At 49.8% G+C, this 25,394-nt stretch carries 20 protein-coding genes; 8 read left to right on the forward strand and 12 right to left on the reverse strand.

All coding sequences use genetic code 11. The annotated features are described in order from the left end of the window. Nucleotides 1–10 precede the first annotated feature (10 nt). Nucleotides 11–1,078: a FecCD family ABC transporter permease gene (locus H9Q79_RS12945; protein WP_118645498.1), complete on the forward strand. Its 1,068-nt coding sequence runs from the start codon at nucleotides 11–13 to the stop codon at nucleotides 1,076–1,078. Between the two features lie 58 nt (nucleotides 1,079–1,136). On the opposite strand, the gene H9Q79_RS12950 is transcribed toward H9Q79_RS12945, so the two are convergent. Further along, a complete protein-coding gene (locus H9Q79_RS12950; protein WP_118648864.1) occupies nucleotides 1,137–2,354 on the reverse strand; it encodes an IS110 family RNA-guided transposase in 1,218 nt (405 codons plus the stop codon). A 296-nt stretch (nucleotides 2,355–2,650) separates the two neighbouring features. Here H9Q79_RS12950 and H9Q79_RS12955 point away from each other — a divergent pair, with 296 nt between their 5' ends. From H9Q79_RS12955 to hisA, 4 genes are all read left to right on the forward strand, one after another. Further along, nucleotides 2,651–3,427: an ABC transporter ATP-binding protein gene (locus H9Q79_RS12955; protein WP_118648712.1), complete on the forward strand. Its 777-nt coding sequence runs from the start codon at nucleotides 2,651–2,653 to the stop codon at nucleotides 3,425–3,427. Then, nucleotides 3,428–4,270, forward strand: coding sequence for a nucleotide-binding protein (locus H9Q79_RS12960; RefSeq protein ID WP_249328468.1), 843 nt, complete (start codon nucleotides 3,428–3,430; stop codon nucleotides 4,268–4,270). It abuts the gene before it with no gap. After that, nucleotides 4,257–5,468: a hypothetical protein gene (locus tag H9Q79_RS12965; RefSeq protein WP_249328469.1), complete on the forward strand. Its 1,212-nt coding sequence runs from the start codon at nucleotides 4,257–4,259 to the stop codon at nucleotides 5,466–5,468. Before H9Q79_RS12960 ends, H9Q79_RS12965 begins: the two co-directional genes overlap by 14 nt. Before the next feature lie 243 nt (nucleotides 5,469–5,711). Next, complete coding sequence (gene hisA, locus H9Q79_RS12970; RefSeq protein ID WP_118647468.1) at nucleotides 5,712–6,488, forward strand: phosphoribosylformimino-5-aminoimidazole carboxamide ribotide isomerase; 777 nt, start codon at nucleotides 5,712–5,714, stop codon at nucleotides 6,486–6,488. A gap of 15 nt (nucleotides 6,489–6,503) precedes the next feature. Here hisA and H9Q79_RS12975 read toward each other — a convergent pair whose 3' ends face one another. The 9 genes from H9Q79_RS12975 to H9Q79_RS13015 form a co-directional block, all read right to left on the reverse strand. Next, nucleotides 6,504–7,334, reverse strand: a complete 831-nt coding sequence (locus H9Q79_RS12975) for a deoxyribonuclease IV (protein WP_249328470.1) — start codon at nucleotides 7,332–7,334, stop codon at nucleotides 6,504–6,506. A 3-nt stretch (nucleotides 7,335–7,337) separates the two neighbouring features. Then, nucleotides 7,338–8,909 carry an ATP-binding protein gene (locus tag H9Q79_RS12980; RefSeq protein WP_118647466.1) on the reverse strand — a complete coding sequence of 524 codons (1,572 nt, stop codon included), beginning with the start codon at nucleotides 8,907–8,909 and terminating at the stop codon, nucleotides 7,338–7,340. After that, complete coding sequence (locus tag H9Q79_RS12985) at nucleotides 8,906–9,961, reverse strand: metallophosphoesterase family protein (protein WP_118647464.1); 1,056 nt, start codon at nucleotides 9,959–9,961, stop codon at nucleotides 8,906–8,908. Before H9Q79_RS12985 ends, H9Q79_RS12980 begins: the two co-directional genes overlap by 4 nt. Nucleotides 9,962–9,973: 12 nt before the next feature. Next, on the reverse strand, nucleotides 9,974–11,368 hold the full coding sequence (asnS, locus tag H9Q79_RS12990) for an asparagine--tRNA ligase (RefSeq protein WP_118647462.1): 1,395 nt from the start codon (nucleotides 11,366–11,368) through the stop codon (nucleotides 9,974–9,976). A gap of 912 nt (nucleotides 11,369–12,280) precedes the next feature. Then, nucleotides 12,281–14,401, reverse strand: a complete 2,121-nt coding sequence (locus tag H9Q79_RS12995; RefSeq protein ID WP_249328471.1) for a beta-propeller domain-containing protein — start codon at nucleotides 14,399–14,401, stop codon at nucleotides 12,281–12,283. A gap of 13 nt (nucleotides 14,402–14,414) precedes the next feature. Beyond that, nucleotides 14,415–14,918: an RNA polymerase sigma factor gene (locus H9Q79_RS13000; RefSeq protein ID WP_118648750.1), complete on the reverse strand. Its 504-nt coding sequence runs from the start codon at nucleotides 14,916–14,918 to the stop codon at nucleotides 14,415–14,417. 183 nt (nucleotides 14,919–15,101) lie between these two features. Further along, nucleotides 15,102–16,217 carry an aminopeptidase gene (locus tag H9Q79_RS13005; protein ID WP_283245081.1) on the reverse strand — a complete coding sequence of 372 codons (1,116 nt, stop codon included), beginning with the start codon at nucleotides 16,215–16,217 and terminating at the stop codon, nucleotides 15,102–15,104. A gap of 139 nt (nucleotides 16,218–16,356) precedes the next feature. Next, on the reverse strand, nucleotides 16,357–18,816 hold the full coding sequence (locus H9Q79_RS13010) for a cysteine peptidase family C39 domain-containing protein (RefSeq protein WP_118648752.1): 2,460 nt from the start codon (nucleotides 18,814–18,816) through the stop codon (nucleotides 16,357–16,359). A 136-nt stretch (nucleotides 18,817–18,952) separates the two neighbouring features. Continuing rightward, nucleotides 18,953–19,333, reverse strand: coding sequence for a hypothetical protein (locus tag H9Q79_RS13015; RefSeq protein WP_118648754.1), 381 nt, complete (start codon nucleotides 19,331–19,333; stop codon nucleotides 18,953–18,955). 226 nt (nucleotides 19,334–19,559) lie between these two features. On the opposite strand from H9Q79_RS13015, the gene H9Q79_RS13020 reads away from it, so the two are divergent. Continuing rightward, nucleotides 19,560–20,690 (forward strand): TMEM198/TM7SF3 family protein, encoded by a 1,131-nt coding sequence (locus H9Q79_RS13020; protein WP_147371526.1) that lies wholly within the window; start codon nucleotides 19,560–19,562, stop codon nucleotides 20,688–20,690. Between the two features lie 277 nt (nucleotides 20,691–20,967). Further along, nucleotides 20,968–22,092 carry an ABC transporter substrate-binding protein gene (locus tag H9Q79_RS13025; protein WP_249328472.1) on the forward strand — a complete coding sequence of 375 codons (1,125 nt, stop codon included), beginning with the start codon at nucleotides 20,968–20,970 and terminating at the stop codon, nucleotides 22,090–22,092. Nucleotides 22,093–22,098: 6 nt separating this feature from the next. On the opposite strand, the gene H9Q79_RS13030 is transcribed toward H9Q79_RS13025, so the two are convergent. Then, a complete protein-coding gene (locus H9Q79_RS13030; RefSeq protein WP_249328473.1) occupies nucleotides 22,099–22,800 on the reverse strand; it encodes an RluA family pseudouridine synthase in 702 nt (233 codons plus the stop codon). A 559-nt stretch (nucleotides 22,801–23,359) separates the two neighbouring features. After that, the gene (locus tag H9Q79_RS13035) at nucleotides 23,360–23,617 is read right to left on the reverse strand and encodes a hypothetical protein (protein ID WP_118648343.1); all 258 of its coding nucleotides are present in this window, start codon (nucleotides 23,615–23,617) and stop codon (nucleotides 23,360–23,362) included. A 179-nt stretch (nucleotides 23,618–23,796) separates the two neighbouring features. Between H9Q79_RS13035 and H9Q79_RS13040 the strand changes: the two genes are divergently transcribed. After that, the gene (locus H9Q79_RS13040; RefSeq protein WP_249328474.1) at nucleotides 23,797–25,380 is read left to right on the forward strand and encodes a PucR family transcriptional regulator; all 1,584 of its coding nucleotides are present in this window, start codon (nucleotides 23,797–23,799) and stop codon (nucleotides 25,378–25,380) included. Nucleotides 25,381–25,394 lie beyond the last annotated feature (14 nt).

The following is a 25,394-nucleotide window of genomic DNA, read 5'->3' on the forward strand; positions in this document are numbered from 1 at the left end:
TAGCCACCTTATGAAAAAGAAACACACGCAAAAAAATTATAAGGTGATCTTGCTCTGGCTGCTGCTCCTGCTTATCGCACTGACAATCGTAGCCATCGGACTGGGGAGATATTTTATCTCTCCAGTTCATGTTGTCAAGATTCTTTTTTCCAGGATATTTCCTGTCACCCCCACCTGGGAACCACAGGCCACAGGCGTTATTTTCACCCTCCGGCTGCCGCGGATTCTTTCCGCCCTCTTGGTAGGAATGGCCCTGTCCCTCTCCGGTGCCGCGTATCAGGGTGTATTTAAGAACCCCCTGGTGGCTCCCGATATGCTGGGCGTTTCTGCCGGAGCCTGTGTCGGCGCTTCTGCAGCCATTTTGCTGCATTTTGGACAGCTGGGAATTCAGGTCGCCGCTTTCATCGGCGGCATTATAGCCGTAGCTATGGCCACCGCCATTCCCAAATTCATAAGGAATCAATCCATGATGACGCTGGTTCTGGCAGGAGTCATTGTCAGCGGCGTCATGAGTTCCATTTTGGGACTATTAAAATATCTGGCCGATCCCGACACGGAACTGTCTGAAATCACTCACTGGCAGCTGGGCAGCCTATCCTCCTCTGTCTGGCGGGATGTCATCTACGTCGGCCCGGCCATTCTGCTGGCCGCATTAATCATTCTGATCATGCGCTGGAGAATCAATATCCTGTCTTTGGGTGAGAACGAAGCGAAATCACTGGGTACGGATATTCAGAAATCCCGGGGAATTATTATCATCTGTGCGACAGTCCTGACCGCCAGCGCCGTTTGTATCAGTGGGACTATTGGCTGGATCGGCCTGGTCATTCCCCATTTCGGCCGCATGCTGGTGGGGCCAGATAATCGTAAATTGATACCCGTTTCCGCTCTGCTTGGCGCTGCTTTCCTGCTGTTGATTGATACGGCTGCCAGAAATATCACCAGCGCGGAGCTGCCCCTGAGTATCTTAACCGGCCTCATAGGAGCGCCATTCTATTTCTATTTATTAGTAAAGTCTGCAAATAAAAAGTCAAGCAGAAATTTGAGAACTTTGAAAAATTTATACAGGTTGAATTAAAAGTACAAAAACCAGACCACCGCAGGACGTTGGTCTGACAAAGATATGAAAGCTGGGCTTAGTTTTCTCCCGTTTCGGGCAGTGATGCGAAGTATTCCCGTACCCGTCCGTAATAAATACGGAGAAACTTGTTTGCGCCGGCAGTCATGTAGACGTAGTAAGGCTTGCCCTGAGCACGTTTTTTATCCATAAAGACGTAAACGGGGTCGTCAATGGGCGAACGCTTGATTAGCCCGTCCATGATCTGAAAGAGCGTCCTTCGCAAATGGGGAGAACCTTTCTTTGAGGTACGCACGCTCTTCTGGACGTGTTTGCCGGAATCGTTCTTTCCGGGATCGACGCCCGCAAAGGCTGTTAGGGCTTCCCGGTGCGTGAAACGCGTCACGTCCCCGATCTCAGCCATAAGCTGCGGACCAAGGGTAGAGCCGACGCCGTTCATTGCCATGACAACGGGATATTCCGGTAGAGCAGAAGCGGTTTCGTCCATCTTTATCCGAAGGTTTTCCACGGTTTCGGAAGCGGTGTTTAGCATGGCGACAGCCTGCCGGATGAGCATTTTCGTGTTGTCATCTTTCGGGAACACGGCAATGAGGTCGCAGGAAGCCTCGTAGACTTTCTCCGCTTTCTCCGCACTGAAATTGTAACCCTTGTGCTTGCACCATTTCCGATAGTGCTCCGTAAAGGCGGAAAGGGATTTTCCCCGGACACAGTCCACATGCCAGTAGGTGTAAACAAAATCCACCCATTTCTGGCTGCCGTCGCTGCGGGCGGGACTGTCAAAGAGGTCGTTCGCGCCCGGGTAAGACTGGTCGAGCAGTGCAATGAGGTTGTTCTTCATGGCAGTTTTCTGTGCCATAAAGAAGCTGAACTGCCGGTTCATTGTTTTGAGTTGGTTGCGTGTTTTATCCATGCTTCCATATTGCTTCAGTTTTGCCCATCGGTCAAGAGTATATCGTGCGATTTTTTTGGAATCCGCCTTGTCCGTCTTGGGAGAGCGGAGGGAATCATCAGCGAAATCCCTGATGAGGACAGGATTTACGGCACTGACAAAGATGCCGGCGTCGGAAAGCCAGGCGGCAAGCGGCTCGTAGTATCTGCCCGTGTGTTCCATGCAGGCTTTTGTCTCGCCGTCAAGGCTTTGGATTTGTTTGATTAATTCATTGATGGCGGACTTGGTGTGTGGGATGTCGCGGGGCGGCATGAGGACCACATCGCCTGGTCTGCGGATCGTAACGGTGCTTTTGCCTTTGGAAACATCAATACCAACAGCGTTCATAATGGATACTCCTTTGTAAATGGATTAGCAATGGTCAATACCAGTTTTCCCATTGCCTATTCAATCTACTGGGTGTTTCACACGAACGTCTCATGGTTCAACCTGCGTAAAACGAATGCTGCGAATGAGGGGGCTGGTTGGCTGACTTTTCTACGGACGTAAAGTCCTGAAAGGAAGGAGGCCAGACCTATTGCCATACTCATTCTAACAGCTTAAGCAACAAGATGGATAATTCCTTACTGGCTGTAAGGGGTATTAACCATAAATATATTGTAGTAGCAAAGGATGAAACTGTCATGATTCTGAAAGTAGAAAACCTAACCTTCGGCTATCACAACGAAATCCCTCTGTTCCGGAATGTGAACTTTTCTCTGAAAAAAGGTGAGATTTTTTCCATATTGGGAGCCAACGGTGCCGGCAAATCAACGATGATGAATTGTATAGCCAACCTTTTGGAGCCTCATGGCGGCGCGATCTATCTAAAAGGCCAAAAGATGTCAGAAATGCCCTTGAAAAAAGTAGCTCAGTGCATTGGCTACGTTCCCCAAATCCATATGCCCGCTTATGGCTATGAAGTCCGTGACTTCGTGGTAATGGGGCGCGCTCCTTATATCGGCATGTTTTCACATCCCTCCGCCAGTGATTATCAGCTGGCAGATGAAATTCTGGAAGATTTTGGCATCAGCCGATTGGCTCACCGTCCCTATATTGAGCTGAGCGGGGGGGAACGGCAGCAAGTCACCATAGCAAGGGCTATCGTACAGCAGCCCGACATCATTTTACTGGATGAACCTACCAACCATCTGGATTACGGCAACCAGCTCCGGATGATTCATCTGATCAAACGCCTCTCTTCAAAGGGCTACGGAATCATCATCACCAGCCATATACCGGATCATGTGCTGCTGTTGGACGGCAGGGTCGGCCTGTTAGGGGCAGACGGCTCTCTGATGACCGGAACCACTGATGAAATTTTGACCGAAGAAAACCTAAAAAACCTGTACCATGTGGATGTGCATATGGTCTATGTGGAAGAGGTAAAACGAAAAGTCTGTATCTCAGGAGGACATTAAATGAAACCTATCCGAATTGCTTTTTATGGCAAAGGCGGAATTGGCAAATCGACCATTGCTTCCAATGTTTCCGCTGCATTTGCCCTTCAGGGAAAACGTGTGCTGCATATCGGCTGCGATCCCAAGGCGGATTCCACCCGCTGCCTCACTGGCAGACGGATTCCCTCTGTGCTGGAACAACTGGCACTGAAGGAGGCACCCTCCCGAAACGATCTGGTCTGGAAGGGGCGTTTTCAGGTACAATGTACCGAAGCGGGCGGCCCGGAAGCCGGAGCCGGCTGCGCCGGCCTCGGTATCACTACAGCTATGAAGGAACTGGAAAGAACCGGCGTATTTGAGGAGAACTGGGACGTCATCGTCTATGACGTACTGGGCGATGTGGTCTGCGGCGGCTTTTCCGTCCCCATGCGCCGGCACTATGTGGATCAGGTTTATGTAGTCACCTCCTCAGATTTTATGGCTCTGTATGCCGCGAATAACATCCTAAAGGGAATCCGGCGCTATTCTTGCGGCAGCCATCTGCTGTTCGGGGGACTGATTCTGAACCATGTAAAGAGCAAAACAGATTTGTCTGTCGCACAGCTCTTCGCTGAACAAACAAACGCGCACTTAACCGAATATTTTCTGGAGAGCACTGCTGTCAAACGCATGGATTTTCAAAGAGAATTATTAATCTCCGCATGTCCCGGAGATCCCAACTCCATGCGCTTCAAACATCTGCTTCAGAAAATCGAAGACGCCCGGCTCCAAGAGTTTCCCGCGCCTCAGCCTATGGAGCGGGAGGCCCTGGAGCTGTTTGGGCAAAAAATCTATGAACAAGGAGCCGCCCATGACTGGTTTTAAAACGGAACCCCTGACAGCCAGGAACAACTCCGGCCACGAAGATCTACCCTCTCAGATCCTGGCCAGCCCGGATGTGGCCCTTGTGGCCGCCGGGTCCTTCGCCTGCATTCGCACTCTGTATTTTCAGGCCAAGAGAACCGGGAAGCTTCATCACTTCTTCAGCTGCTGTCTGAGTGATCGGGAATACGCCCTGGGCCGGCAGGAAAAACGGATTACAGACACCATACGTCAAGCCGCTGCTGCCAAAGGGGTGAAGGGAGTTATTTTTTACGCCTCCTGCATGGAGGTTCTCACCATGTGGGATTTTCAGGGGGCTATAGAATCTATACGAGACCATTTACCTGTACCCGTGGAAATTTTATACCGGGGGCCTCTGGCAAAACGAAAACGAGAGCCGTTGGAAGAGCTGCGGCAAATTTTGCAGCGTTGGAACCTTCCCCCAGGCTCTGAAGCGCTCCCACCGTCTGTTTCTTCCGCACAGCCTCCGCCACCGCCGGATTTTGAAGGGATTCTCTCTCTTCTACAGGAATGGGACTGTGATACTTTTTTGTTCACAGCCGGCGGCTGTAAGAAATGCCTCAGCTGCTCTGAAACACAGTTTTCCTATCGTAACTGCCGGAACAGCCGCTTCGATGACCGTTTTGCCGCGACCGGCGATCTCTCCGGAATTTGTCAGATTCTGCTCTCTGATTTTCCGGAAAAACGCCCCCTGTATTTGCTCAGCAGCGCTGTTACCCACGCTATCGGGTTGGACCTGGAGCAGCTGGCCTGTGAATTGACACAGTTCGGAAAGCAGACCATTTATTTGCCCAGCAGCGGATTCCATACAGCCTCTTACGGAATGAAACAGGCATGGCTTTCCCTGGGACGGCGTTTTCTGTCCGGCCGCACAAAGATTGTCCGAGGTTTGATCTGGATATTGGGCTTCTCCCGTCTGACCTGCCCCTCCGAAAGGGACACGGAATGTCATCCGGTAGATTTTCTGGATATGGGAAATCCATTTTCCGGGACACAAAAGAACCTCAGCCAGCAGATCAAGCAGCTGGAGAGGCAAGCATACACCGTAGAAATCTGGCGTGAGACCTTTTTACACCCGGAAGAAGCAGTTCTTCCGGAACGGACACTGGTGGCGGCGCCGGAAGGCCTTCCCCTGGCTAAATGGATGGAACAGAAATTTGGAATCCCTTTTTACTGGTAATTTGTATTTCAGCTTTTCCAGCCGGTTCCCATCTGATCATTCATTTCATGGATTATCTGATCTGCCGGTTCAAAATACAAAATGTCCATCTGCGAGAAATCGGCATTTAGGAGCGCTGGAATAAGCGCGGAACAGGGGGCGCACACGTTTTTGCCCGATGACAATTTATTTTTCCTGTGATATGATGATGATATGAAAAATGTCGGCTAAACGAATTTTCTCAAAAGCCGGAAGGGAGTCACCGTGAAATTTCGACCTTGTATTGATATACACAATGGCAAAGTAAAACAGATAGTTGGAGGAAGCCTGAAGGATGACGGCGACCAGGCCTCCGAAAACTTTGTGTCTGAACAGGATGCCGCCTATTACGCCCGCCTGTACCGGAAACACGGCCTGGACGGAGGCCATATCATCCTATTGAATCCGAATACTTCGGAATACTATCCGGATACCCGTTCTCAGGCGCTCTCAGCTCTTCGCGCCTGGCCCGGCGGCCTTCAGATAGGCGGCGGAATAACCGCTGACAACGCCTGGGGCTTTCTGGATGCAGGAGCCAGTCATGTGATCGTCACGTCCTATGTCTTTCAAAACGGCCAGATATCCACAGAGAACCTGAACCGTCTGGTGCGGGCCGTTGGCAGGGATCGTCTCGTTCTGGATCTGAGCTGCCGTAAAAAAGACGGCCGCTACTATATTGTCACTGACCGCTGGCAGACCTTTACCGGCGTCGCAATTGACCTGCCGGTATTGGAGAAACTTTCTTCTCACTGTGATGAATTTTTAATCCACGCCGTAGATGTAGAGGGCAAGGCCTCCGGCATCGAAACAGAACTTGTAAGACTGTTAGCCCGCCTGGAGGATTTCCCCGTCACATATGCGGGAGGCGTGGGAAGCTATCAGGATCTTATCCTGTTAAAGAATGCCGGCTGCAATCACCTGGATGTCACTATAGGGAGCGCCCTGGATCTCTTCGGAGGTGAACTGTCCTTTCAGAAGGTACTGGAAATATGCCGGGGATAACAGCCTGCGAAACCTCTACCGGCTCTGTTCCCGCAGAAGCTGTATTTCTCTTCCATAGCCTTCCAGATCATTGGGCGTCTCCAGGTAAAACGGCAGCTCCTTCACCCTCGGATCATTGATCAGATTCACAAAAGTCTGAAGCCCCAGACTGCCTTCCCCGATTTTTTCATGGCGGTCTTTATGGCTCGCGAAGGGGTTTTTACTGTCATTGATATGTATCGCTTTCAGTCTGTCCAGGCCGATCACCCTGTCGAATTCTTCCAGGACCCGGTCTAAGTCTCCCGCAATATCATAACCCGCGTCATATACATGGCAAGTATCCAGGCATACGCCCACATGCCCTTCCAGCTCCACACCGTCCAGTATCGCACGCAGCTCTTCAAAGCTCCGGCCAACCTCCGTTCCTTTTCCTGCCATAGTCTCCAGCAGGACTGTCGTAGTCTGCTCTGGCCTTAACAGTTCATTCAGCAACCCGCTGATCTGTCGGATGCCTTCTTCCGGACCCTGCCCCGTATGGCTCCCCGGATGAAAATTGTAATAATTGCCAGGCAGATATTCCATTCTCCGAAGATCATCCTCCATGGTCATACGCGCAAATTCTCTCGTGTGTTCATCTTTGGAACAGGCATTCAGCGTATAGGGCGCGTGCGCAAGAATGACCCCGATTCCATTCTCCTCCGCAAATTCCCTGAACGCAGCCACGTCCTTTTCATCTATTTCCTTTGCCTTCGATCCCCGCGGATTCCTGGTAAAAAACTGAAAGGTATTAGCTCCGATACTGAGCGCTTCTTTCCCCATGTGCAAAAATCCTTTTGAAGACGATAAATGGCTTCCAATCTTAAACATCTTTTATTCTCCCGTATTTTTCGCTTCCTGCCCCAGCGTGATTTTATGAAAAGGGATCTGAAGCCGCAGCAATAGCTGTTCTTCCCTCCCCTGACAGGTAAATACCAGCACCTGCCGTCCCAGCGCTCCCAGCCATCTCAGTACCTGCCCCAGGCGGCGGTCATCATACATGACAAAGACGTCATCCAGCAGCACCGGCAGCGGCTCTTCCGCACAGAGGATATCCGTAACCGCCATACGCAGGGCGAAATAAACCTGTTCCATGGTCCCCCTGCTCACCTGTGAAAGAGGCACATAATAATCCTTCGTATAAAGTCCCATCTTCAAATCATCGTCGAGAGATACGGACAGATATTTTCCTCCCGTGATCTGAAAAAGGATCTCTGACATTCTGTTCTTCAGGTCTGCGCCGACCTTTTTCTGCATGTCTGCCGAGAGCCGGGCGAGGGTTTCCAGCGCCAGGTTGACGCCGGCCAGGTCCGCTTCCAGACTGTCCCTGCCGCCGCAGGCAAGACAAAACTCCTGGTATTCCTGCTCAAGATTCTCCGCGTCTGTCTGTTTACCCAATATTTCCTGCTGAAGATATTCCACATTCCATTGAAGTTTTTGGATTTTCTCACTGAGTTCATCCGTCTCTTCCACAATGACAGACTGTTTCCTGTGCTTCAGGTCATAGGCTACCAGGCACAGCAGCGCCAGGATAGATACAGCCAGGCCCGTCCGGATGATCAATGACGAAACCTTAAGGAACAGCAGAACCGCCAAAAACGTCAGAAATGAAATAATTGCAGAAATTCCCGCGGTCCTGACCCACTTATGGCCTGATTTCTCAATGGACTCCTTCAGCGCTTCCTTCACCTCTTTGTGAGGGATTTCCCTGTGGAAGATCTCCTGGTTCAACTGCTCCTCTGCCGTCTTCAGGTTTTCCTTCAGCGTTTCACATTCCTGCTGCACATATTCCATTCTGGAATACAGCTCCTGCTTCTTAACCTCCTGTTTTTCCCGTCTGGCCCTGATTCTCTGCTCCAGCTCTTTCCTCTTGCTCTTCAGATGGTCTGCCGCGGCCTGAAGATCCAGCGTCCCGTCCACGCTTCCCTGATAATTGGCCATATAATTTTTCAGCTCAATGGCCAGTCCTTCATCCGTCACACTCTTCAGCTGTCCCACAGAAACCGTGTTATCATAAATATTTTCGCCGATTCCGCCCAGCAGCATCTTCAAATCTCCGTCCTCTATGGACAGACACTCGCCGTCAGATTCACACACCAGTTGTTCCGACACCTCGTTCCGGTAGAAATTCCTCGTCAGCCGGAAATCCTTCCCTCCGCTGACAAACCGGAGGGTCCCCGCATAGTGTGCCGGCTCTTCCCATGGCTCATAGCGGCTGTAGCAATCATTCCTGGAGGCCCTTCCTCTCTGCTTCCTCATCCCGAACAGCATACTTCTGATGAATGTATGTACGGTAGATTTACCGCTCTCGTTCTCTCCGGAGATCAGGTTCAGCCCTTCTCCCAGCCGGATGGTCTGATTATGGAATTTTCCGAAATTCTTCAGGTTTAACTCTTTTAATTTCATAGCTCCCTCTTCGCATCCAGCAGGGCTTCAATCCCGTAAAACAGAGCTTTCTGCTCCACCGGATCTTCACTTCCCGCAAAACAATCCACATATTCCCCAATGAGCCCGCCCTCATAGATCTGAGACAATTCTGTAAAATCATAGGCGGGGCGCGTCTCATCCACCACCTCTGACACATTTCCGGTCTGTTCCAGTCTTCTGGCAGAAAACTCTGTTTTCACGTCCCTCAGCCCGCGAAGCCTCACACGGTAGATGTTGTCCTCCCCAGCCACCCTGATGGCCTTATGAACCCACTCTTCCAGTTCAAACTGTGTGGTTTCTTCTTTCACGTCAAAATCCAGGTCCAGATACGAGCAGGACGCAAACGGCACAAATTCTGCCGTTGTCCCTTCCTGCGTGCAGATCACCTTCATGAATCCATGCGGGCCGGTATCATTCCTGTCAATTGGCTCCAGCGCCCCCGAGAATGCAATTCTGTTTTTCAAAAGAACCTGGGGCTTATGGATATGCCCCAGCGCGGCATACTGAAATCCTGCCTCCGCCAGCCTCTCCCTGTTCACAGGGCTGTGCTTTTCGTCCCCGCCATGGGCCAGAAGGATATGAAATGCCTCCCGCCCGGACGGACGGACATTCTGATAGAGATCATCCGTCACCTCACGGCTGTAATAGCTGCAGCCGTATACACAGACATTTTTCTTCGGGATGGATACCCGGACACATTCGCGGTTCCAGAGTCCGATCACATTTTTATTCCAGGGAAATTCCGGATAATAAGACCCCTTCTTAATATAATCGTGATTTCCCGCCATCAGCACCACCGTTGTATCCGGTATGGTGGAAAACAGATAATTCACTTCCTTCAGCTCCCGCACCAACGGCTGACGGTGAAACAGGTCCCCCGAAACCAGCAGGAGATCCGCTTTCTCCAGCCGCACTCTTTCAATGAGCCTTTTCCATGTATTCCAGATATCCTCCTTCCGCTTCCTGCTCCAGGGATATCCCAGATCCGGCGAAGCTCCCAGATGAATATCTGCCGTATGAATAATTTTCATTTTTACCTCCAACTACAGCTCACAGTTGTTAACCGTCCTGGGGAAGGGAATTACATCCCGGATGTTGCCCATTCCGGTCAAATACATAATACAGCGCTCAAAGCCCAGTCCGAAGCCCGCATGGCGGGTGGTCCCATATTTGCGCAGATCCAGATAAAATTCATAATCCTTCTCTTCAAGCCCCAACTCTTCCATCCTCTTCAGAAGCTTTTCATAGTTCTCTTCTCTCTGGCTCCCGCCAATAATCTCTCCGATGCCCGGAACCAGACAGTCCATGGCCGCCACCGTTTTTCCATCCGGATTCTGTTTCATATAGAATGCCTTAATTTCCTTCGGATAATCCGTCACAAAGACCGGCCTCCGGAAGATTTTCTCCGTCAGGCAGCGCTCATGCTCCGTCTGCAGGTCGCAGCCCCATGCTACCTTATATTCAAACTCATCATTATGCTCTTCCAGGAGACGCACCGCCTCCGTATACGTCACACGGCCGAATTCAGAATTCACCACATGATTCAGCCGTTCCAGAAGCCCGCGGTCAATCAGCGTATGAAAGAAATTCATCTCCTCCGGCGCTTCCTCCAGCACATAGCGGATCACATATTTCAACATGGCTTCTGCCAGCTCCATATTATCCTCCAGGTCCGCGAAAGCCACCTCCGGCTCAATCATCCAGAACTCCGCCGCATGGCGGGTGGTATTGGAATTCTCCGCCCGGAATGTGGGGCCAAAGGTATAGATCTTCCGGAAAGCCTGGGCAAATGTCTCCCCATTCAGCTGCCCGCTGACAGTCAGATTCGTCATCTTCCTGAAAAAATCCTGAGAATAATCCACCGCCCCGTCGCCTGTGCGCGGAGGATCATTCAGATCCAGCGTGGTCACCTGAAACATTTCTCCCGCCCCTTCACAATCACTCCCCGTAATCAGCGGAGTGTGAACATAGACAAACCCCCGTTCCTGGAAAAAACGGTGGATGGCATACGCTGTCAGCGACCGCACGCGGAAAACCGCCTGAAAAGTATTCGTTCTGGGCCTGAGATGAGAAATCGTCCTCAGATATTCCAGCGAATGGCGCTTTTTCTGAAGGGGATAATCAGGAGCCGAAGCCCCTTCCACTCGAATTTCCTCCGCCTGGATCTCAAAAGGCTGCTTCGCCTGCGGCGTCAGCACCAGAGTCCCCCTGACCAGCACAGAAGCTCCCACATTCAGTCTGGAAATCTCCGCGAAATTATCTATTTTATCTTCATATACAATCTGAAGAGTCTCAAAAAACGATCCGTCATGTAATACAAGAAATCCAAAGCTTTTAGAATCCCGAACGCTGCGGACCCAGCCGCCAACCTGAACCTCTTTCCCAAGAAAACATTCCCTGTCCCTGTAAATTTCCCGTACCGTCGTCAAATGCTCCATTATGCAGCCTCCATAAACGTATTTTATATATTTTACCATGTTTTATACCATACGCAAAGACCCCCGCCAGCCCAAAATTACGGTTTTGTGGCGAGGTGGGGGTGGATACCCGGACGAAAAGCAGCGGGGGACCTCCGGCGGTTGTGGCCTGCCAGGCAGACTGGGCTTCGGGTTGAAGTGATTCTAAGACTTCCGGAGGCCACTCTCCAGGGGTACCGGGGAAAGTCCGGTGGAAGGCTTGATGCCTTCCATCCTCCGTTCCCCTCGCCCGCCGTGCTTGAGGCACAGCGGACGCCCCCTGGAGAGCGGCCTCCGGAAGTCTTAGAATCACTTCAACCCGAAGCCCAGTCTGCCTGGCAGGCCACAACCGCCGGAGGTCCCCCGCTGCTTTTCTGGCTGTTCCAGACGGTACAATGGCTCTCGCTAGGGGTGGAACCCCGATGGTCTCAGGCGGTAGATTTCTGTATTCAATAAAGAAATATTGGCGCCAGTAGGCCACAATTAGCCGCTGATTACTGTCTGAAACCATACTGATGACACTTTCGGAGAACTTGGGTGAAGCGTTTTAGATTGCCAGAAAGGGTGGGGGGAGGCGGGGCGGAACAGGGACGGGGCCATGGATTTCTGCAGGCCTGATTAGTTCTGCTTAGCGGGCAGCAGCGCCGGAAGGGAGGGCAGGTATTGTGCTTCACGCACAATACCTGAAGGGCACGGAGGATAGAAAGACATCAGTCTTTCTACCGGACTTGCCCTGGTACCTCCCTGTAGGTGCTGATGGCCGTTTAGCAGAACTTCAGGCCGAAGCCTTCCATGGCCCCGTCCCTGTTCCGCCCCGCCTCCCCCCACCCTTTCGTCCGGGTATCCAAACCGCCTCCCCCCCCTCACCGGCCAAATTGGAAGCAAAACCATAATTTATGAGAGGCCTAATGTTGCGATGCTTGTGTACCCTTCTTTCATATTGTACGAGCTGATGGAGTCGGGCGATACCAGGTAGAAGCTATCGCCGGTATATATGCCGCGGATATTTTCTTGCCCGCCTGCGGCTTCTTCAGACAGATTCTCCTTTAATTCGCAGGTGAAGCCTTCTTCCTGGCTGTAGGAGAATACCAGATAGCTGTCTTTTCCTCCTTTTTCTGCGTCGCCCTGGGCCGCGAATCCGATCACATTCTTTTCTGCATGGGCCAGCACGCTTTTGTAATTGTAGAGGGCAGGGCTGTAGCTGAAATCTTCCAGCACATACTTATTGACTTCTTTCATGTTTGCCGGATCGGAGATGTCGAACATAGACAGCTTGAGCCCTTGCGTCCTTCCGGTTTCCGGGTCTGTTTCGTATCCTATGCCCAATAGCTGATCATCTCCCCAAAAATGGAGATATTCTGAGAAGCCTGTCACTTTTAGCTCTCCGATCACCCTCGGCTGATAGGGGTCTGACAGATCTACTGAAAACAGTGGGTCTGTGTTCCGGTATGTGACAAAGTATCCGGTATCCCCCATAAAACGGGCCGAATATATGCTCTCACCGGGAGCCATTCCCTCAATGCAGCCGGCAAGGCTTAGATCTTCCTCTAATATATACAGATTATTCTTTTCCTGGCCGGAACTATGATCCATGGAGGTTGTCAGCACGCGCAGGAAGCCTTCCTGTTCATTGATCGCAAATACATCCCGGATCGTCCCGTTAACTGCTGCCGCGCTTTCTGCTTTGATCTTCCCCTCATGGAATGTAAATTTTGCAAGATTAGTTGCATCTCCATTATATCCATAACTGATTTCCTGCAAAATTATGCTTCCGGTACTGATATAAGCGTCAGTACCATTACTCAGTATCATCTTCGTATCCGCCGCTTTTCCTGGCTTATCCCCACTGACTGAAGAGATAATCCATGCCAGGTTCCCTCCTCCTGCCGGCAGATAGCAGCTGCCGGCGGAAATCGGTTCGTCATTTACCTCTGGAAGCCATTCGGGTGCAGTCTCTTCTTTCTCATATACAGACTTGCTTCCCTCCGGCACTCCCAGATATTCTTTTGTAAACAGATAGACATAATCACCGACTCTTCTGGATGTCTGATAGGCGCCGTCCTGGGTGATGCTACCCTTCAGCACCGGATTGGTCCGGTCGGATATATCATAGGTCAGCAGCAGGGTTTTTTCCCTGCTTTCCAGGCTATATATTTCTGATGAATCCTCTTTAACACGAACGGCGTCCTTGCTGCCTGCCACTACTTGAAGGATATCGCCGTTCACGTACATGTCGTAAGCGGCCGCGGCTGAGCCAAGATTCTTCAGTGTTGTTACCGATACCAATTCCAGCTGCTCGTTCTCGGTTCTGACAATTTTAACCATGCGGCCGCTCAGTATATAAAGATAGCTTCCGTCATTTTTTACAATGTCTGCTTCGTCAACCCCTTCCACCTGCACATTCGTAGAAGAATAACCGTAGCATACGCTTTCAGCTCCATCTGCCCCGCCGGAGGTTGCGCCTGTGCCGGAGGTAAGCCCCCCGTCTGAACCTGAAGATTCAGATTCCATCTTCATGTCATCAGCCGCACGCTCCTCTTTCATCTCGCCGGCCTTCAGGCTGTCATAGATTTCTCCATAATCCTGTGCCTGCGTATACAAGCTGTTCATAGAAATGCGTTCCGCCTGTATTGCCATGCCGCCGCTTTTACTTTGGCCGCCAGACGCCTGTGCGCTGTCCTGTGTTCCTGCTGTGCTTCCAGATATCCCCTCCCCGCTCTCTGGCTCTGCCGCTGCGCTTTCCATAGGTGCGCTGGCCTTTGATGACGCGTCTCCAGAACTGCTCCCGGACATCAGGTATCTTCCGGCAGCCGCCACAATTCCAATGCATAGCAGCACGGCAGCAGCGCTGACAAGACTTTTCTTCCAGACGCTCCGGCGCTTGTTTCCTGTACCGCCGCCGCACTGTTCTGCAGCATTCATTTTTTTTATTATCTCCTCCGGTTTCAGGCAGTCCGGCACCTGGACGTCCTGTGCAGAAGCCCGAATCCGTTCTAACAATTTGTTTTCATCCATCTTCCGGCACCTCCTATTCTCCCAGAATGGTTCCCATCTTTTTCAAAGCTCTGCTTTCCCTTGAGCGGACCGTATTTTCATTCATATGCAGCGCCGCCGCAATTTCACGGCTTTTATAGCCTGAAAAAAGATGCATGGAAATAATCAACCTTTCCTCATCATCCAACTTGGCAAAGGCCCGTCTCACTTCCATATGGTCCAGCATATCGCCCCCCTCGGAAGCCAGGTCGTCTGGGAGCTCCGCCGTTTTATTCACATATTCCTTCAGTTTCATCCTGCACTTATTTGATAATATTTTAAAGATCCAGCCGCGAAAAGCCTCCGCGCTGCGCAATTTATGTATAGAGGCAAAGGCATCCGTCACCGTATCGCTGACCATATCCTCCGCGTCATGAGTATTTTTCAGAGTATACAGCGCAAACCGGTACAGATCCTGATAAACCTGCGCATACAAAGCTGCGAATGCCTGCGCATCCCTATTTCTGGCCCTTTCAACCAGTTGTAGATAGTTATCCATTGTATCACCCCTCTTAGAACGCGTTCCTGTTTCGGTGTTCATCCATACAGTGTCCAAAATAATAAACTCTGTTGCAAAAGATACTGAAAATCACGTACCCGGCCCGGCCGCCATTGACAAGGCCGCCGGGCCGGGTACCGCGCTTATACACAAAGATCCGGCCGTTTCACCGCCGACCCTCAATTAAATTAAATTCTCCGGGTTCAGACATTCCAGCTCCGACACCACAAAACGTCCGTCTTTCCGTATCAGTACGTCGTCAAAATAGATTTCTCCGCCGCCGTACTCCGGCCGTTGGATCCACACCAGATCCCAGTGGATGGCCGACTGATTTCCATTATAGGCATCTTTATAGCAATTCCCTGGCGTGAAATGTATGGAACCCTGAATCTTTTCATCAAACAATATATCCTTCATCGGCTCCAGGATGTAGGGATTCACACCGATTGCAAATTCACCAATATAGCGGGCGCCCTCATCGGTATCAAAAACCTCATTAATCCTCCGGGTATCGTTCGCTGTGGCTTTGACGATCTTGCCATTCTCAAAAGTCAGCTTCACATCCTCGTATGAAAACCCCTGATACAAAGACGGAGCGTTATAGCTGATCGTTCCGTTGACTGAATCCCGGACCGGAGCTGTATATACTTCACCATCGGGAATATTCATATGTCCAGCACATGGGATTGCCGGAATATTTTTAATAGAAAAAGACAGGTCGGTGCCTGGGCCTGTCATCCGCACCCGGTCAGTCTTCTCCATATAATCCACCAGGCTTTTCATCGCCTGGGCCATCTTGGAGTAATCCAGATTGCAGACGCGGAAATAGAAATCAGCAAAGGCTTCTGTGCTTGTACCGGAAAGCTGCGCCATGGCGCTATTGGGATAACGGAGCACCACCCAGCGGGTCTTGGGTACCCGTATTTTATGATGCACAGGCGTAGAATAATACTTCTCATAAAGGCTCATCCGTTCTGCCGGAACATCCGCGAGTTCCGACACATTATCACTTCCCCTCACACCGATGAAGCAGTCCATCTTTCCCATCTGAAGCGCGTCCGCAGCCGCCATCAGTTCCATCTGTTCTTTTGTGGCATGTAACAGCACCTCCCGCTGGATCTCTGGTTCCTCATAGTGCGGGTAGGGAATTCCGCCTGCGTCATAGACTTCCCTCACAAGGGCTTTTGCCAGTTCTTTGGTATCCCGCCCTATATAATTAATGTATACCTGATCGCCTTTACCCACTCTGCAGGAATAGCTGACCAGATTATGCGCCAGCTCCTGAATTCTTATGTCCATAATTCTTCCTCCTGTTTCATTATAATGTTGCATACAGATGCTTAAGAGCCGGCCGCAGACCTTCCAGTCATGCGGCCGGCTCCATCCCTTCATGCTGCCCGCCTGGCCTGCTGCCCTCGGAAATAAATTTTATAACAGCTCAGCCATCACTGTCTTCTCTGTAGCTGACAAATACATTGCCCAGAGAGGCCAGCAGTGTCTCCGCATCGTCGGATGCCACAGGCTTCACCTCCTGCGTCGCAGGAGTAAACAACCAGATATTGTATATATCATATCCTATAATCACGGCCGTTTCCTCAGCGGATATCTTCGCGATTACCGGATAGCCGTTGCTGATCTGATAATAAATGTTGTCCAGAGAGCAGCCTGTCAGATTTAATACGGTATAACCTTCCCCCAGAGACTGCTGCACAGAGGCCTCATCGATCGGGGCCTGAAGAATTCCCTCAGGTATCCCGGATGTCTCCAGCTTGACTGAACTTTTTGTATTACCTCGTTCCCATACATACTGCTGACGGCCGTTCAGAACAACTCCCACCTGTTCATCCGCTTCCTTCACCGCATCATTTACCTTTGTAAAGATATTCTGAAGCCTTCCCTTGCCATAGACATAATACACATCCTCGCTCATGGCAGGAAGCTCAAGCACCGCCTCCGGCACCGTCTCCTTATCGATGTACTGGGTCTTCAGCACCAGAAGATTTTTGGTCTTGCCATTTACTGTAAATACAATTGCGACCTGTGTCCCCTTTCGTTCGCTGACATTCAGCCTGATAGATACAGTTTCTTCAGTATTCTGAATATTATTCATGATATGATCGCTGTCTGCCGGCGTAAATCCCCCGCCGGTGCGGGTGGCCCGCTCCAGCTCCAGAAGACCTTCTTTTCGCTTCACAGCTGTCACATATACTCCATCCTTCTGATACTCCTTGGCTATCTCCCCATCAATATTCTGAATGCAAATGCGGTACATGGCAAAGGTGATATTGCCAGCCACATCTGAGACAATATCTGTATCATGGGCAAGCCCATAGACAAAATCCTCGTTTATAAATCCCAGCGCTTTAACCTTTTCTCCCGCCGGAGCTGAAACCTCCATCGTCTTTCCTGTCTCCAGACTCATCACCGTCACATGGGAAGAGCTGTTTTCATCCATCTCCTCCATCCAGGCGACGCTTTGCTGGCTGTCCGACACAACGAAACAATCCGGATTCATATCATCCTGCAAAACAGTGCAGACAGCATCCTGCAGATTGATCTGATACAGGGAATCTCCCAGATACAGATACAGCATGTCCGCCCCATTTACATAAGAGAGCATTGACAGACTCTGCTGCATCACCTCCCAGCTCGTACTGACAGGGATGAACATCTTCTCTTCCGCCACGTTCTGCTCCGCGCTGTAGCTATAGACTGAGATTCCCAGCCTTCCCTCATGGTCACCGGCACTCATATACCCGAAGACCACAAACGAGATATCTCCCGTCTCCGCTACTTTGGAAATCTTAATCTCATGATTCAGGTTCTCTGTTCTCTCGTCCGGAGTTCCGGCGCTGCGGAAACCAAAAACCTTCGTTGCTTTATTGGCACTTCTGTTATAAGACCACAGCTCACCACTGGTTACAAATGCCACGATATCCGCGCTCTGGTTGCTGACGTATTGAACGTCCTTTCCGGTGACGCCCAGGTTAATCCCCGTATCAGTCAGAACCGGAAGAGTTCCGTCAAACACCTGCTCCGCGCTGCGTTCGAAATCCAGCAGTATGATTTGATCCTGTGAATTCCTCATCCGGTAAAATTCCTGTACACCATAGTATTCCGTATTTCCCTCCGAGTCCTTTGCGCTTATGAGATATTCCATGCTTACACTGACAGTCGTCTCATTGGCCTCCTTGATGACGGGAACAGCTTTCTTCACAAGCTCCGGCCCGAGGCTTCCCCACGTCACCTGATCCAGGCTGGAATGTATTGTCACATTATGGAAGCTGCTGTTGCTGGCAGAACTGTCGGGTTCAAGATAAGACGCCAGATCCCCGGACATCTCCTTATTCAGACAGGTTTCATAGAAATTCTGAACAAACTTCAGATATTCGCCCACATTCAGGCCGCCTCTCTGAACCAGGCGGGTATAGTAATATACCGGCGTCTCTGCTCCTATATCCACCGTAAAACGCAGCATGTATTCCTGATTCATGAGAATTGGCGTGTCCAGTTTAAAAGAAGCCAACTGCAGGCTTCCATCTCCTGTCAGATTCTTCACCTTGCCATTTTCGACCAGCGATCCATCCTCCAGAGAAGTCACCTGATAGCTGATCCCCTGAACCTTACAGTCAAAAGGCTGCAGCTGCAGGGTCAGCGTACGGTCTGTCGGAAGCAGCGTCAGGCTTTCTCTCTCTGCCCGCTCTTCAACCTCTTGCCTGTAGCCGAACATCCGGTTGACTGTAGTTTCCGCTTCCACCATATACATGACCGGCAGCGTGGGATACTCCATCCCCTTCGTATTCGCCGTCTCTTTTCGGTTTAAAATATTGGAAAATAAAATGACACCGGCAATAAAAACGCCGATAAGAACCCCTGCTTTTATAAGAAATCTTTTCATTATTATACTGCTCCCCTGTATATCATTAAGCACCATAGGTTGACAAAGGACTCCCCTTTTCCTCTGCTAACCTATGGCATCTATCTCTCGCTTGCTTCTATTGTAATCGGTTTACGTAAAATCGGCAACCAGAAATTTAAAAAAATCTCCGACATCTTCTGCGCCGGCATCTCCGGCGGTACATTTCGTTGTAAAGCAGCACCCCGATCAGGTCTCTTAGTCCCTCTCCCCGGTTCCGGTTCATCGCTTCCATCTCTTTACCATCTCCCGGCAGCTTTTCCTCAATCCGCCGGCAAATCTGCCGCATCATCAATTTGTCCGGATAATCGTCAAACATCATGCTTCCATCATATTCCATCCGGTCACACTCCTGCTCCACCAGTTCCTGTACCTGTGCGGCCGTTTCCGAATAAAAGGATTTCATCACCTGCAGATCTCTGTCCTGTTCCTTTTCCTGGTCAAACAGGTAAGGGACTGGATAAGCCATGTAAAATGGCATTGGCTTCTCATAGAACATCTGATAGGCTCCTATCCGTTGTTTTCTCTATATGATATGCCATACCGGCCGCTTTTGTGAAGGGTGGATTTTCTTAAAAATCTGTGAAGAACCTTGCCAAAACTATTTCCGGGGTTTACAATCACCCGTAAAGCAGAAGCTGCTGAGATTTCCGCTATGCTCACGTGGAAACACCCCTCGGAACATGGTTTCTGAACGGTAACACACAGAATTACTATTGGAGGAAATGATGGAAAATATTACGACGATCTATGAACTGGCAAAACAGTTAGGTCTGATAGACGCATTTTTTGACACCTATGGAAAATATATCTGGACAGCTGGTCTGATTCTGGCACTTCTGAACTGTCTGTTCGGTTACAAGCTGCGAAAGCTCTGGGGCGTGCTCTTCGGCTTCCTCGTGGGAGCCGCCGCTGGTCTTGGCCTCGCGTTTTACTTAAAACAATCAGGAAAAGTTGCCCTGGTGGCGGCCCTTGCCATTGGTATATTTTTTGCCCTATTAGCATTCCTGCTATACCGCCTGGGACTGTTCTTCCTGTGCGCCGGACTGTCTGCCTTTTTCCTGTGGCAGCTGCTCCCCTTCCATACGGGACCTGCCCTGATTGTATATCTGGTCATTGGGGCTGTCGTTGGAGTACTTGCCCTCGCCAAAGAACGTCTGACTGTCTCCCTTGCCACCTCCATAGGCGGCGCCTGGGGCACCGCCTGGTTCTTTTCTCAGCTGACCGGGCATCACCAACTGATACTGCTGATCTTTATCACGATCGCCCTGTCCCTTCTTGGTATCATGCTTCAGCTGAAGCCATGGAAGGATCGGAAATATTGGAATTCAGAGGATGAAAAAAACCGGCAGGAATTAAAAGAACAACGTGAGCGCCGTGCCCAAAAGAAAAAAGCCAAACGCAAAAAGGCCCGCCAAAACCGGAAGCGCAAAAGAAAAGACCGCAAAGAAAACCGCCGTCAAGACCAGAGAGAAGAGAAGCGCCAGGACGACCGGCGTGGAAAATCGTCCAGACGGCAGAACCAGCAGCCTTCCGGACAAAACAAGCCGGCTGACGCACGCTCAGATTTTTCTGTACACTCTGATTCTGCCGCACGCTCTGATTACGACGCACGTTTTGACCACGACACAAACATAGATTCTGCCGCACACAAGAGCCACGCCGGATACGCGGATTCTTCCGCTCATGCTGATTTTCTCGAACGTTCAGATGCCGCAGCGTCAGAAGGCACCCCTGCGCCAACAAGCGGCGCCTTCCCGGAATCCAATCCCCTGGACTTCTCTGATGTACGCAGCCAGTTGTCACAGGAAGTGGCGGAAATCTACCAAAAACAACAAGAAGAATCAAAGGAATAAACCGCCCTGCCTGGCAGTACGATTATTACGGTCCTCTGACCAAAAGCCAGGGGAATGGACGCTTCACGGCCAAACAGCCTGCGAACTGCTGATAAATTTTACAAAGTTATGAAAATTATATGAAGTATTATAGACTAATCTACAAGTTTGTGTATAATGATTATTGGAAATTGATACACAGTTGTATATCTCAGGATTGCAGAGGACAGAACTGTTACATTTATTTCTAGTTCATTAAAGAATGTATGACAGCATGTAAAGAATGAGAGGATGTGTCATGAAAAGGAAATTAGCAGGAGCGATTTTACTGAGCCTGGTGACGGCCATATCTGCGTCTTGCAGCAGGGGGGAAGTGAACGCCGCCGGAAGCGCTTTGCCGACGGGAAAAAATCAGGAATCGTCTGCACCGTCAGGAAACAGCCAGGATGACGAGCCGGAGATCACGCTGCCTGAAGAGCAGGAGCTCGCTGTGGATTACACGACTGTGAAAGGAGTCCGCGCTGAAGCCGGAGCCTATCTGGCCGTAGTTGCCAAGGGCCTGGACAGCGGATACTGGGATGCTGTTAAGGAAGGAGCATCCCGGGCAATAGAGGATCTTAACGAACAACTGGGCTACACTGGGGACCATGAGATACGTATGACCTTTGAAGGCCCCGGTGATAATAGTGACGTAGACTCACAGATTAATACAATTGATGCGGTGCTGGCTGAGAATCCAACTGCTCTGTGCCTAGCCGCCATCGATATGAAATCCTGTCAGCCACAGCTGGAAACTGCCCAGGATAACGGAATACCTGTTGTGATGCTGGATTCAGGGGTAGAAAGCGATCTGGCAGTCAGTTCCTGCATCACCGACAATCAATCGGCCGCGGCAGAAGCAGCTAAAAAATTGTGCGAGGCAGTTGGGGATAAAGGCCAAGTAGCCGTCATCGCCCATATTCAGAGTTCTGAAACCAGCGCCGACCGCGTGGCAGGATTCCGGCGGGAACTTACAGCAAACCATCCGGAAATTGAATTGGCTGAAGTGCTTTATGAAAATGAAGAAGAAACAATAGAAAACATGGTGCTGTCCCTTCTTGAAGCGCACCCGGATCTTAAGGGTATTTTCTGTACGAATGAAAGCATGACAGAAAAAATGCTGGATATAGCGCTGGACCTCGAAAGGGACGATCTGAAAATTGTCGGATTTGACGCCGGGGAAAAGCAAATCAAAGCTATAGCCGACGGAAGTGAGTACGGGACGGTCTGCCAGAATCCTTATGGCATGGGTTACGCATCCGTTGTAGCAGCCCTGCGGGCTGCAGCCCATCAGACGGTAGATGCCTATATCGATCCAGGTTATCAGTGGATCGATAAAAGCAACATGGAACTGGAAGAAAATCAGAAATATTTATATAAATAGGTGCGGTCATAGACAATCAAACGGCTGAAAATATTCTCCCCTAGGTTTTATATGATATTCCTGCTTTTCCCCGGTCTCAGGATGATACAGGATCAGCCGGCTGGCGCACAGGGCCAGCTGGCCTGATTCTTTTTTTTCTTCTGCGGTTTTATTGTATTTCCGGTCGCATGCGATGGGCATCCCTGCATGAGAAAGCTGTACCCGGATCTGATGATGGCGGCCGGTCATCAGCCGTACCCGGATCAGTGACCGCCCGGACGCCTGTGATTGAATACACTCATATTCCAGAATGGCTTTCCTCCTTCCCTTTTCTCCCTCTTTGGCAATCCGTGAGGTATTCAAACGGCCGTCCCGGATCAGTTCATCTGTCAGGATTCCCATGGGCGCTGCCGGAGCCCCGTCCGTAACAGCCAAATATTCTTTATACAGCATATGTTCCTGTATCTGGCGCGTAAGAACGGCGGCGGCTTTCTTTGTTTTCGCAAATACCAGAAGTCCCTCCACCGGCTGATCCAGCCTGTGTACTACAGCCAGATAAGGGATCTCCCTCTCCCTTCCCGTTAGTTTTGATGCGAGATAGTTGAGAAGCATATGCTCCAGATCCATCTCGCCCGCCCCCTTATTCTGAACAGCTATGCCGGACGGTTTATAGACTACAAGTATCTGTTCATCCTCCGCAATAATATTTCTTTTATCAAATATCCGCATATCTTCCTCCCAGTTATAATCTCATAAGAAGTATGCTGCAATCCTGCCGCCTTGTCAACGGAAAATCCACACGTTAACAGCCGTCCTATCGGATAATACCTGATAAAACGGCTGTTCTAATGTTCTTCTTTATTCAATTTTTTCCTCGTTCTCTTTCTCTAAATTTTATCTTCATCTCTCAATGAATTGTTCATTCCCTGCCTCGTAAGTACTTTTCATTCTTCTGCTGTTAATGCTTATGCTGCAGAATCTGAATTCTTACTTAGAAAGTACATATGCAGATCTATATAATAATAAAAAGTTTCAAATTATAATTTCTCGTCTTATAATCTTCCAGCCGTTCCTGTTATATAGCTTCTTCATGCAGATCCTTTTCGACTTTTCTTTCTACTAACGGATATTGGATTAATACTTTTTAAAATTTTATCAACCTCTGTCTGCAATTCTGATTCATATAACGGAAGAGCTTTTTTCATTCCGTTTCTTCACACGGACTGAAAAACCTTTTTATTATCTGTGTGGTATGTATTCAATATGAGTGCCAGCTTCATATTACCTTTCATTTTAAATTCATCATAATTCTTATTGATGATGATCTTCCTTTTTTCTCTCTTATAAAAGGTCTTTCTTGCGGGGAACTGCTATGCAATACCACTCTCATATTGAAGGTTAGATTCTGTCTGTCCCATTGGACTTTACCTCCTTCTTTATTTTCTTTCACCTGATCTTCTGTATCAGGTTCTTTGTATTTTTTATCTGTGATTGTATAATAGCAGATTACCCCATCTTTGTCAATACATTTCTTAAAAAAATTCATTATTTTCCCATTATGAAAATTTTCAGATTATTCTAACATTTAATTTTATATATTTCCTGTTTTATTCAGATAATTTGACCAATTTTGTCATTTACTTTCTTTTATTCATTCCAGGGTATTTATTGAACCCACCATCTGTTCATGGTAGAATAAAAATGTTTGAAACAGGAGGAATCCATATGAGTGTAACGGTCGCAGATATGATGAAGCTGCCTTCTCTGCAAGGCGCTAAGATAATAGCTGGCCGAAAAGGCCTGACCCGGATACTGTCTTCTGTATCTGTTCTGGAATATGCCGATCCTACTTTCACACAAAATGCCCTCTTTGACCACATTGAATTCTACGGTAATGAGATCGTTATCACCGCCTTTGCCAATATTAAGGACGATGTTGACGCACAGTGTAATAATATCCGGCGGCTGGCAGAAGCCGGCGAGGTGGGAATTATTCTGTATTATGTAGGCATCCTGATGCCCAGGGTGGACGCGCGCCTGGCCGCGTTGGCCGACGAACTGGATTTTACATTGATTCTGATGCCTGAAAACCGCATGGATCTCAGGTATAGTGAAGTAATCTGTGAAGTGATGGAAGCAATATTCCAGGACCAGCAAAGCAATATATCCCTTGTAACAGAGATCCTGGAGCGGGTATCCGCGCTGGCCGAACATCAGCGGACAATAGATACTGTGCTGAAAATGCTCTCTGACCGCATGCATGTCTCTATCATTCTGACCGGCAGCGACGGACGCATATTGAATGAAGCCGCCTGGCCCCGAAGCCGTGCCGGAGAGCTGCAAACCCTGCTTCCCACCCTCAGCCTGTCCGGACAGCCGGGTACTCCCCTGAGAAAGAACGGCCTGCTGATATACAGTTACGTAATCAACGCAGACTATTCTCCCATGAACCTCTATCTCTTCCATACAGGCAAGCCCTTAGAGCAAAATATACTCCGTCAGTTCACAGACGTCATACAATTATCAGTGAACCTCTGGAGCCGCAGGCACGGTGAAGTTGCCACCCGCGAACTTGTGCGGGCGATTCTCCAGGATGAACCTGCCAAGATGCGGCGTCTGGCAGATATTTTTCATATAGACGTTGCGTCCATCCATACCATGTGGATACTGAGCGCCTGCCAAAAAGCTTCCGAATGGGTATGCGAGGAACTAACCGCCGAACTGCAGCGGCTGCTTTCTCCTTACAGCGCTTCCGTTCTGATCGATGTATACGAGGATGTACTTGTCCTCTTCATGGATGGCCGCCAGTCTCTGACGGAAGAGCAATCGATCCGTTCGGGAATCCTCAATTCCCTGGAGACCCGGAAGATTTCCGCTGTTATGACATGCTGCAACCATCTGGAGCATACGGTAGATGCAAGGAATGCATTTCTTCTCAATCAGGAATGTCTGGAAGACGCCGGGAAAATCTTTCCGTCTCAGCAAGTATTTCAGTTGTCTGAAATACGGTTCGCACAACAGTGCCGGGATATTTTGAACCAGGGGGAACTGGCAATCCGGGAGGAAACCGCTGTGCTCGGCCCCTTGTTGGATATTCCTGAGGGGAAAGAATTACTCAAAACCCTCAGCACCTATCTTCTGGACGCACAATCAGGCATCACACGGACGGCTGCCCGTCTCTTTGTTCACAAGAATACGATTAAATACCGCCTCCAGCGCTGTTCGGAATCATGTGGCTTTCACATCGGACATCAGCCTGAGACCATGGCCCTCTACCGGGCTGCAGCACTGTGCCGTCTGATCAGCTGATGTATAGCAACACC

The sequence above is a fragment of the Wansuia hejianensis genome, assembly GCF_014337215.1.
Lineage (GTDB): Bacteria > Bacillota > Clostridia > Lachnospirales > Lachnospiraceae > Scatomonas > Scatomonas hejianensis.

Coding starts and splice junctions, on each gene's coding strand:
- H9Q79_RS12945 (WP_118645498.1), top strand. CDS start 11: ATGAAAAAGAAACACACGCAAAAAAATTATAAGGTGATCTTGCTCTGG.
- H9Q79_RS12950 (WP_118648864.1), bottom strand. CDS start 2,354: ATGAACGCTGTTGGTATTGATGTTTCCAAAGGCAAAAGCACCGTTACG.
- H9Q79_RS12955 (WP_118648712.1), top strand. CDS start 2,651: ATGATTCTGAAAGTAGAAAACCTAACCTTCGGCTATCACAACGAAATC.
- H9Q79_RS12960 (WP_249328468.1), top strand. CDS start 3,428: ATGAAACCTATCCGAATTGCTTTTTATGGCAAAGGCGGAATTGGCAAA.
- H9Q79_RS12965 (WP_249328469.1), top strand. CDS start 4,257: ATGACTGGTTTTAAAACGGAACCCCTGACAGCCAGGAACAACTCCGGC.
- H9Q79_RS12975 (WP_249328470.1), bottom strand. CDS start 7,334: ATGTTTAAGATTGGAAGCCATTTATCGTCTTCAAAAGGATTTTTGCAC.
- H9Q79_RS12980 (WP_118647466.1), bottom strand. CDS start 8,909: ATGAAATTAAAAGAGTTAAACCTGAAGAATTTCGGAAAATTCCATAAT.
- H9Q79_RS12985 (WP_118647464.1), bottom strand. CDS start 9,961: ATGAAAATTATTCATACGGCAGATATTCATCTGGGAGCTTCGCCGGAT.
- asnS (WP_118647462.1), bottom strand. CDS start 11,368: ATGGAGCATTTGACGACGGTACGGGAAATTTACAGGGACAGGGAATGT.
- H9Q79_RS12995 (WP_249328471.1), bottom strand. CDS start 14,401: ATGGATGAAAACAAATTGTTAGAACGGATTCGGGCTTCTGCACAGGAC.
- H9Q79_RS13000 (WP_118648750.1), bottom strand. CDS start 14,918: ATGGATAACTATCTACAACTGGTTGAAAGGGCCAGAAATAGGGATGCG.
- H9Q79_RS13005 (WP_283245081.1), bottom strand. CDS start 16,217: ATGGACATAAGAATTCAGGAGCTGGCGCATAATCTGGTCAGCTATTCC.
- H9Q79_RS13010 (WP_118648752.1), bottom strand. CDS start 18,816: ATGAAAAGATTTCTTATAAAAGCAGGGGTTCTTATCGGCGTTTTTATT.
- H9Q79_RS13015 (WP_118648754.1), bottom strand. CDS start 19,333: ATGTTCTATGAGAAGCCAATGCCATTTTACATGGCTTATCCAGTCCCT.
- H9Q79_RS13020 (WP_147371526.1), top strand. CDS start 19,560: ATGATGGAAAATATTACGACGATCTATGAACTGGCAAAACAGTTAGGT.
- H9Q79_RS13025 (WP_249328472.1), top strand. CDS start 20,968: ATGAAAAGGAAATTAGCAGGAGCGATTTTACTGAGCCTGGTGACGGCC.
- H9Q79_RS13030 (WP_249328473.1), bottom strand. CDS start 22,800: ATGCGGATATTTGATAAAAGAAATATTATTGCGGAGGATGAACAGATA.
- H9Q79_RS13035 (WP_118648343.1), bottom strand. CDS start 23,617: ATGAATTTTTTTAAGAAATGTATTGACAAAGATGGGGTAATCTGCTAT.
- H9Q79_RS13040 (WP_249328474.1), top strand. CDS start 23,797: ATGAGTGTAACGGTCGCAGATATGATGAAGCTGCCTTCTCTGCAAGGC.